This is a genomic window from Pseudomonas sp. NPDC089401 (assembly GCF_044749485.1).
Taxonomy (GTDB): Bacteria; Pseudomonadota; Gammaproteobacteria; order Pseudomonadales; family Pseudomonadaceae; genus Aquipseudomonas.
Map to the genome: position 1 here is coordinate 1 of NZ_JBIVIA010000020.1, position 8,521 is coordinate 8,521.

The 8,521-nt window shown below is 64.6% G+C and carries 7 protein-coding genes and 1 rRNA gene; 3 read left to right on the top strand and 5 right to left on the bottom strand.

Annotated elements, in window-relative coordinates:
* Positions 1-91 (top strand): 5S ribosomal RNA (gene rrf / locus ACIP21_RS27870); the annotation flags it as partial.
* A 60-nt stretch (positions 92-151) separates the two neighbouring features.
* Here the strand turns inward: rrf and ACIP21_RS27875 are convergent.
* The 4 genes from ACIP21_RS27875 to ACIP21_RS27890 all read right to left on the bottom strand — a co-directional run bounded on the left by ACIP21_RS27875 (position 152) and on the right by ACIP21_RS27890 (position 4,949).
* Positions 152-2,506, bottom strand: coding sequence for a TonB-dependent siderophore receptor (locus ACIP21_RS27875; protein WP_400694730.1), 2,355 nt, complete (start codon positions 2,504-2,506; stop codon positions 152-154).
* A 221-nt stretch (positions 2,507-2,727) separates the two neighbouring features.
* Positions 2,728-3,723, bottom strand: a complete 996-nt coding sequence (locus tag ACIP21_RS27880) for a FecR domain-containing protein (RefSeq protein WP_400694708.1) — start codon at positions 3,721-3,723, stop codon at positions 2,728-2,730.
* Positions 3,677-4,180 (bottom strand): sigma-70 family RNA polymerase sigma factor, encoded by a 504-nt coding sequence (locus ACIP21_RS27885; protein ID WP_400694710.1) that lies wholly within the window; start codon positions 4,178-4,180, stop codon positions 3,677-3,679. The genes ACIP21_RS27880 and ACIP21_RS27885 overlap by 47 nt, the downstream gene beginning before the upstream one ends.
* A gap of 79 nt (positions 4,181-4,259) precedes the next feature.
* Positions 4,260-4,949, bottom strand: coding sequence for a GntR family transcriptional regulator (locus ACIP21_RS27890; protein WP_400694712.1), 690 nt, complete (start codon positions 4,947-4,949; stop codon positions 4,260-4,262).
* A 272-nt stretch (positions 4,950-5,221) separates the two neighbouring features.
* Between ACIP21_RS27890 and lapG the strand changes: the two genes are divergently transcribed.
* Together lapG and lapD are read left to right on the top strand one after the other, a co-directional pair.
* The gene (gene lapG / locus ACIP21_RS27895) at positions 5,222-5,914 is read left to right on the top strand and encodes a cysteine protease LapG (protein WP_400694714.1); all 693 of its coding nucleotides are present in this window, start codon (positions 5,222-5,224) and stop codon (positions 5,912-5,914) included.
* Positions 5,915-5,924: 10 nt separating this feature from the next.
* The gene (gene lapD, locus ACIP21_RS27900; RefSeq protein ID WP_400694716.1) at positions 5,925-7,871 is read left to right on the top strand and encodes a cyclic di-GMP receptor LapD; all 1,947 of its coding nucleotides are present in this window, start codon (positions 5,925-5,927) and stop codon (positions 7,869-7,871) included.
* Positions 7,872-8,098: 227 nt separating this feature from the next.
* Here lapD and ACIP21_RS27905 read toward each other — a convergent pair whose 3' ends face one another.
* Positions 8,099-8,440: a tryptophan synthase subunit beta gene (locus ACIP21_RS27905; protein ID WP_400694732.1), complete on the bottom strand. Its 342-nt coding sequence runs from the start codon at positions 8,438-8,440 to the stop codon at positions 8,099-8,101.
* Positions 8,441-8,521: the final 81 nt, after the last annotated feature.

Below are 8,521 nucleotides of genomic sequence, written 5' to 3' on the forward strand. Positions count from 1 at the left end.
CACCTGATCCCATCCCGAACTCAGCAGTGAAACGATGCATCGCCGATGGTAGTGTGGGGTTTCCCCATGTGAGAGTAGGTCATCGTCAAGATTCAAATCCAAAGCCCCTGTCTGCGCTGCAGACAGGGGCTTTGTCTTTTCCGGTCCGCTATCAGAACTGATAACTGACCGTGGCGCTGACGTTACGTTCTTCACCCATGTAGCAGTAGTTCAGGCTGGCACACGAGGTGATGTAGGTTTCGTTGGTCAGGTTGTTGGCGTTGAGCCGCACATCCACACCCTTGAGCCCGACCTTGCCCAGGTCATAGCCCATCGAGGCATCGAACAGGGTGTAGGCGGGCACCTTCATGCTGTTTTCCGCATCCACCCAGCTGTACCCCACATAGCGCACGCCGCCGCCCAGGCGCAGGCCATCCAGCGCGCCCTGGCGGAAGTTGTAGTCGGCCCATAGCGAAACCATCTGCTGCGGTGCCTGGGTCGGCGAATTGCCTTTGTTGTCCACACTGCCCGCCACCAGGCTCGGCATCGACTTGGTGTACTCGATATCGGTGAAGGTATAGCCCCCCAGCAGCTTCAGGTTGTCGGTCACCTGCACATGGGCTTCCAGTTCCAGGCCTTGCGAGCGTACTTGGCCCACCGGGCGGTAGAAGTCCTCGTTCGGTTGCTTGGATGCCAGATTCTCCTGCTCGATGCGGAACACCGATGCGGTGAACAGGTTATCGCTGCCTGGCGGCTGGTACTTGATACCGGCTTCCCACTGGGTGCCTTCGGTCGGTGCCAGCGGCCGGCCCTCCTGGTCGGACACGGTGTTGGGGTTGAACGACTCCGAGTAGCTGGCGTAAGGCGCGATGCCGTTCTCGAACAGATACAGCACACCGGCCCGAGTGGTGAACTTCGAACGCGCGTCGTTGACCTTGGTGTTGCTGTCGCGGTCTTCCTGGGAGACCTTCACCCAGTCCTGGCGCAGCCCCAGCGAGAATCGCCACTGCTCCAGCTCGACCAGATCCTGCAGGTACACGCCAGTCTGCTGCAAACGGCGCTGGTAGCGATTTTCACCCAGCACCTGCAGGTTGCCATGGCCATACTGCGGATCAGCCGTATCAAGAGGCCCTACGCTGCCGTAGCGCCATTCCACGTCAGCCTTGCGGCGCTGGTAGTCGGTGCCCAGCAGCAGGGTGTGCTTGGCCGCGCCGGTGAAGAGTTCGGCCTGCAACATGTTGTCGATGATGTACGAGTGCAGGCGCTCGTCACCGCCGGTGTAGGCACGGTTGAGGATGTTCTGCTCAGCTTGCGCCCAGCCGGCCGAGTACACCTGGTCCATCGACACGTCGGAATCCTGGTAGCGGAAGTTCTGCCGCGCCGTGAACACGTCATTGAAGCGATGTTCGAACTGGTAGCTGAACGATTGCTGCGTGCGTTCGTAGTTGTCGATGCCCGGCTCGCCCTCGAAGAAGTGGTCCGAGAGGCGCTGGCCATTGCGCTTGTGCAGCATGCCGTCGGCCGGGTTGCCACCGTGGTAGCCGCCGTTGGGGTCCTTCTGCAGGTAGGCCTGCAAGGTCAGCGAGGTATCTTCGGTAAAGTCGATGCTGATTGCCGGCGCGATGGCGTAACGTTCTTCCTTGCTGTGGTCGAACTGGGTGTCGGACGCATCGGCAAGGCCAGTCAGCCGGTAGGCGATACGCTTGTCGTCATCCAGTGGGCCGCTGAAGTCGAAAGCCATACCCCGCTGGCCTTGAGTACCCACGCTGGCCTGCACCTGATGATAGGCCTCGAACAGCGGCTTCTTGGTGGTCAGCGCCACCAGGCCGCCCGGTGAGCTGCGCCCGTAAAGCACCGACGATGGCCCCTTGAGGATATCGATCCGCTCGATGAAGTAGGGGTCGACCTGCATGGTGCTGTAGGTGCCGTTGTCCCCCATCGACTTCAAGCCATCGACGTAGATGTTGTCCACCGAGCCATCGTTGAAACCGCGCATGGCCACGTAGTCGTAGCGGTGGGTGGCGCCATAGGGGTTGGTCAGCACCCCGGGGGTGTAGCGCATGGCCTGGGCGACCGTCTGTGAACCCTGGTCGTCGATCTGCTGGCGGGTCACCACGGACACCGACTGGGAGGTTTCCACCAGCGGCATGCTGGTCTTGGTCGCGACCTGGCTGTGGCTGGCGTTGTAGCCGTCCATGCTGCCCAAGGCGTTGCCCAGGGTGAAACTGCGCACGTTGGTGTCAGGCAGCGACAGTGCGGCGTCTTCCGGGCCAACCCGCAGCACGTAGCTGCGGCCATCCTCACTGGCGGCTGCCAGCCCCGTGCCATTGAGCAGCAGGCGCAGGGCCTGCTCGATCGAATAGTGCCCCCGCAAGCCGCTGGAGCGCCGTTCGCCGGTCAGTTGCGGGGTGCTCGAGAGGGTGATGCCGGCTTGGCGGGCGAACTGGTTGAGCACGTCGTCCAGCGGGCCTGCCGCGATGTCGAAAGGCTGGCTGGTTTGCGCGGGCTCGGCGGCCAGCACCAGCATCGGCGCGCTGGCCAGGCCCAGCGCAGTGCCGAACAGGGCGGCACGCACCGCTTTGCCGAGCAGCGCCGAACTCGATGCAGGTCGAAGATCCTGCTTGTGGGTGGGGTGTGCAGAAGGTGGAGCACTGGGCATGTCGAGGTCCGTGGAGTCATTGAGGGCAGAAGGTGTCGCTTACTGTCCTAGCCGTGCACCCGGTCAAAACCCGCCAGAAAATCCTGCAGCTAGGCCGCATGCTCCAACCGTATCCACCAGCGGGTGCGCTCACGCAACCGCACCGGCAGGGTCTGCGGCAGCAGGTGCAGCAGCTGTTCCGGGTCCTCCAGGCGGTACACTCCCGACAGGCGCAGGTCCGCGACAGCATCGCTGCAGCTGAGGTAACCCTGGCGGTAACGGCTCACCTGGGCGAGGAAGTCGGCCAGGCGCATGTCACGGGTGACGATCAGCCCGTCGCTCCAGGCCATGGCATCCATATCCAGTCGCTCCAGGCGCTGCGCGCCGCGGGCATCCACGCGCCAGTCCTGGCCACTGTCGATCCATTGCACCTCACCCAGGCCAGGGTGGTGAATGGCCACCTTGCCCTGGCTGACGCCAAGCTGGGTGCAGTCGCCCTGCTGGTACAGGGTAAAGCGCCCTTCGACGCTTTCGAACAGCGCATCCCGCGTCTGCACCTGCAATGGCTGGTCGCCCCGGCAGGTCAGCATCAGTTCGCCCTGCCTGAGACGCACCAGGCGTTGCTGCCCGGTGAAGGCCAGATCGACGGCGCTGCGGGTGTTCAACTGCATCAGCGAGCCATCGGGCAGACGGATGCCGCGACGCTCGCCGGTCGCGGTGGCGTAATCCGAGGTCCAGCTGCTGACGCTGTCCAGGTCCTTGCCCAGCCAGGCTGCCGTGCCCACCAGGGCCACGCCGCCGAGCAGCTTGAGCGCCTGGCGCCGGTGCAGACGCCGCTGGCTGGCCTCCAGGGTCTGCATGGCCACACTGGCGCCAGGTACGGCGCGCAGGTCGAGCTCCCGGTGCAGGTGCGTCACCCGTTGCCAGGCCAGCTCATGTTCCGGTGTCGCCAGGCGCCATCGCTCGCACTGTTCCGACAACACCGGGTCGTTGCCGCTCTCACGCAGCCTGAGCATCCATTGAATGGCCTGTTTGACCGCCTGGGAGGAGGGCGCCACGTCAGTGTTCGTCTTCGTAGCGCAGCAGGTAGCAGTGGTAGAGCGCATCGGCTACGTAGCGCTCCACCGAGCGCAGCGAGATGCCCATCCGCTCGGCAATGGCCTGGTGGCCCAGCCCTTCGCACTGTGCCAGCAGGAAAGCCTGGCGCACCTTGGGCTTGAGGCCGTCGAGCAGCCGCGCGATGCGCTCGAGCAGTTCCAGCAGCAGCTCACGCGTCTCCACCGAGGGCACCTGGGCTTCAGGCAGCTGGGCCAGGGCCTCCAGGTAGGCGCGGTGCAGCTCTTCTCGCCGCCAGTGGTCGATCACCAGGCCGCGGGCGACGGTGCGCAGGAACGCCCGTGGAGTGTTGAGCCGCAGCGGCTGCTGGCGTTGCAGCAGGCGCACGAAGGTGTCCTGGGCCAGGTCGGCGGCATCGGCAGCATTGCCCAGCTGGCTGCGCAGCCAGGTCTTCAGCCAGCTGTGGTGGTCGCTGTAGAGGGTGTGCACGGAATCGTTGGAGGGCATGACGCGCAGCCGGCATGAATGATAATTAGTCTCATTGTTTGCTGGAGAGAGGGCGTTTGGCAACACCCCTGTGCTGGCCCTATCGGGAACCCTGGCTGTCCAGGTACTGGCGGATAACGCGGGCGCCGCTGTTCAGGTGCTGCTCCAGCACCCTCACTGCCTCGTCCACCAGTTTGTCGCTGGCGGCATCGACCAGGGCGATGTGGTCGTCCTGGGTCAGCTTGCCCAGGCCCATGGACGACAGGTGGAAACGCAGGAAGCGCTCTTCCTCGTTCAGTTCGTTTTCGATCAGGCGCAGCAGCTTCTGGTTTGGCGCCTTGCGGTACAGCGCCATGTGCAGCAGGCGGTTGAGCCGGCCGATCTCGGCATGCCGGGTTTCGTTTTCCAGCTGTTGGATGTAGCTGCGGGCACAGGCGATGTCAGCGGCATCGAGCAGGGGGATCGATTGGCGCAGTGCCTCGCTCTCGAGCAGCACGCGTAGGGCATAGGTGTCGACGGCGTCTTCACCAATCAGCGGTGCGACCACTGCGCCTTTGTTCAACTCCACCTTCAGCAGCGATTGCGCCTCCAGCTGGCGCAGTGCCTCGCGCACCGGCATGCGGCTGACGCCATACAAGGTGGCGAGCTCCTGCTGGCGCACGGCAGTGCCGGGCGGCAGGCGGCCATCGAGGATGGCGTTGCGCAGGCGTTCTTCGATCACGCCACGGGCCAGGTTTGCCGGCAGCTGTTCGCTGGCCAGCACGTTGCTCAGTTTTATTTTCTCGGCCAAGCGGGTTCTGCCTCGACGACAAAAGTTGGATCCAATGACACTAGTGAGGGGCAAGGGGCCTTGTCAAACCCGCTCGCGCACTGGGGCGGGCGCTGCCAGGCCAGGAACATGGTGGAGCAAGTCATTGGGCAAAGGAAGTAGTACCGCTTAGGGCTTAAATAGAAAGTGATGGCAAGCCGACAGCCGGTTGCATGATTGCAGGGTGCCATTGTCTTTTGGCTCGCCAAGTCGCACCATCGCTCCTTTAAGGATGACCTGAACAGGGCTTCGCAGTGGCGATAACCTGGCTGCTCAAGACCGCCGTGCGACGTGCCTGCCTTGCCCTGCTGCTGGGTGGCGCGCTGCTGGGCGGCTTGCACGCCGATTGGGACTTCGCCGAGATCAGCCGCAAGGCCCAGGCCCTGTACGGCCCGCTCGGTGCCGGCAAGGGCCGCATCGATGCCTGGCAGAACCTGATGGCGACCCAGAGCCAGGGCAGCGAGCTGCAGCGCCTGCAGGTGGTCAACCTGTTCTTCAACCACCAGATGCGCTACGTCGAGGACATCGACCTGTGGCACGAGGTCGACTACTGGGCCACGCCGATCCAGTCGCTGATCAAGGGCGCCGGCGACTGTGAAGACTACGCCATCGCCAAGTACTTCAGCCTGCGGCGCATGGGCATCCCCAGCGAAAAACTGCGCATCACCTACGTCAAGGCCCTGCGCCAGAACCGCGCGCACATGGTCCTGACCTATTATTCAAGCCCACAGGCGCAGCCGCTGGTGCTCGACAGCCTGATGGACGCGATCAAGCCGGCCAGCGAGCGGGCCGACCTGCTGCCGGTGTACGCCTTCAATGGCGAGGGCCTGTGGTTGACCGGCGCCGCAGGCAACAAGAAGGTCGGCGACACCAAGCGCCTGTCTCGCTGGCAGGACGTGCTGAAGAAAATGCAGGCCGAAGGGTTCCCGGCCGAACCGGTTTACTGAAGGAGCACAGATGTCACTGTTCAAACAATTGCTGTTGGCCATTTGCCTGTTCCTGGTGGTCGCGTTCAGCGGCAGCTTCATGGTCAGCCTGGAAAGCTCGCGCAGCCAGTACGTCAACCAGCTGCGTTCCCACGCCCAGGATGCGGCCACGGCGCTGGCGCTGTCGCTGACGCCGAACATCGACGACCCGGCGATGACCGAGCTGATGGTCAGCTCGATCTTCGACAGCGGTTACTACGCCAGCATCAAGGTGGTCGACCTGAGCTCCAACAGCGTGCTGGTGGAGCGCCATGCCGAGCCGGACCCAGGCGGCGTGCCGGGCTGGTTCATCCACCTGATCGGCCTGGAAGCGGCCGGTGGCGATGCCATCGTCAGCCGTGGCTGGCAGCAGGCAGCGCGGGTCGAGGTGATCAGCCACCCGATGTTCGCCATCGCCAAGCTCTGGCAGAGCGCCCTGGGCAGCCTCGGCTGGCTGCTGCTGTGCGGCGCTGCCAGCGCGGTGCTCGGCGCCTTGCTGCTGCGCCGTCAGCTGCGCCCGCTGGACTACATGGTCGAGCAGTCCCACGCCATCGCCCGCCGCGAGTTCCTCAGCCTGCCGGAGCTGCCGCGCACGCCGGAGCTGCGTCGGGTGGTGCAGGCCATGAACCAGATGGTCGAGAAGCTCAAGGCGCTGTTCACCGAGCAGGCCGAGCGCAGCGAGCGTCTGCGCGCCGAGTCCTACCAGGACAGCCTGACCGGGCTGTCCAACCGCCGTTATTTCGAGATGCAGCTCAATGCCCGGGTCAGCAACCTGGAAGAAGCGCGTTCCGGCTACCTGCTGCTGTTGCGCGTGCAGGGCCTGGCCGGGCTCAACGCGCGTCTGGGCGGCCAGCGCACCGACCAGTTGCTGCAGGCGGTGGGCGAGCAATTGCGCCGTACCTGTGCCCGTTACCCGGAAACCAACGACCTGATCTCCCGCAGCCGGGGCGGCGAATTCGCCGTGCTGGCGCCAGGCATGGTGCATGACGAGGCCATCCAGCTTGCCCAGGCCCTGGAGGCCACCCTGCAGAGCCTGCACGAGACCGGGGCCAGCGATGTCCAGCCAGTGGCGTGCATCGGCCTTGCGCCGTATCACCCGGGCGATGAGCCCCAGGCCCTGCTCAAGCTGGCCGACGAGGCGCTGGCGCGGGCCGAGAACCAGCCGACGCCAGGTTGGGTGTGCCTGGAGCAGGGCGTTGCCGCGGTCGCTGGCGACGGCCAGCATGCCTGGCACACGCGCTTGGACGAAGCATTCGCCCACGGCCAGTTCGCGCTGTTCTTCCAGCCGGTGGTGCAGGCCAAGGACACCCGGCACGTGCTGCACCACAAGGTAATTTCTCGCCTGCTCGACGACCAGGGCGAGGCCCTGCCGGCCGGCCGCTTCCTGCCCTGGCTGGAGCGTTTCGGCTGGATGTCGCGGCTGGACGTGCTGGTGCTGGAGAAGGTACTGGCGCACCTGCGCAAACATGACCAGGTGCTGGCGCTGAACCTGTCGGCGACCACCTTGGCCGACCCCAAGGCCTTGCAGCGGATCTTCGAACTGCTGGGGCAGAACACGGCGCTGGGCTCACGGCTGATCTTCGAGATCGGCGAGGAGCAACTGCCCGAGCAGGCCGCCCTGGAAAAACTCAACCGGCGCCTGCACAGCCTTGGCTTCGGCCTGGCCCTGCAGCGCTTCGGCGGGCGCTTCAGCATGATCGGCAACCTGGCGCACCTGGGCCTGGCTTACCTGAAGATCGATGGCAGCTACATCCGCAACATCGACCAGGAGCAGCACAAGCGGTTGTTCATCGAGGCTATCCAGCGCGCGGCGCACAGCATCGACCTGCCGCTGATTGCCGAACGGGTGGAGACCGAAGGCGAGCGACTGGTGCTGGTGGAAATGGGCGTGGGCGGCATCCAGGGGCAACTGGTCGGCGAGCCAGCGCCCTGGCGCTAATTCCGTATCGCAGCAAATGCCTTGAAGCCTGCTCGCTCCCTGTGGGAGCAACTGTCTTGCTCAATTTCTAAAAGCTGGCGCGAATCCCTGTGGGAGCGGGTTTATCGAGGCGTCGAACCGCCGCGAACACGGGCGAAGCCCGTGCCATCCACCGCGTTGCATGCTTCGCGGGTAAACCCGCTCCCACAGGGTCAGTGCAAGCTTCGGAAAGTGAACAGGTCCGGGCTTCAGATCAACCCGCCTTCCTCCTCTTCCTCGATCAGGTTGTTCAAGCTCCCCAGCGCCTTGCGCGCGCTGGAGCGGTTGAGCAACTTCGCCTGTGCCCCTGTCGGCAGGTCGGTGATGCTGAACACGCCCTTGGCCGTCAGCACCTCGATCAGGTCCTCGAGTACGCGGATCATGTCCAGGTCGCTCTGCTTGAGCTGCTTGAGGCTGTTTTCGACGATATCGTCGGCAAACCACTCCTGGATCTCGGCGTGGTCGGCCGGCAGGACTTCCGTGTGGTCGGCGTACGGCACGGGTTCGACCCGCTCCAGTTGCCCTTCCTGGTCGCGTTGCACGTAGAACAGTGCTTCCATCCTCGTCACCCCGGTTCCTTGATGGTGGTTCCTGGCGCAGCATAGGCAATCTTGCCCGGCTGCGCCTGCCAA

Excerpts from the sequence above, each read along its gene's own strand:
- ACIP21_RS27875 (WP_400694730.1), bottom strand. The coding sequence starts at position 2,506 with ATGCTGGTGCTGGCCGCCGAGCCCGCGCAAACCAGCCAGCCTTTCGAC.
- lapD (WP_400694716.1), top strand. The coding sequence starts at position 5,925 with ATGTCACTGTTCAAACAATTGCTGTTGGCCATTTGCCTGTTCCTGGTG.
- ACIP21_RS27880 (WP_400694708.1), bottom strand. The coding sequence starts at position 3,723 with ATGCGCTCTACCACTGCTACCTGCTGCGCTACGAAGACGAACACTGAC.
- ACIP21_RS27885 (WP_400694710.1), bottom strand. The coding sequence starts at position 4,180 with ATGCCCTCCAACGATTCCGTGCACACCCTCTACAGCGACCACCACAGC.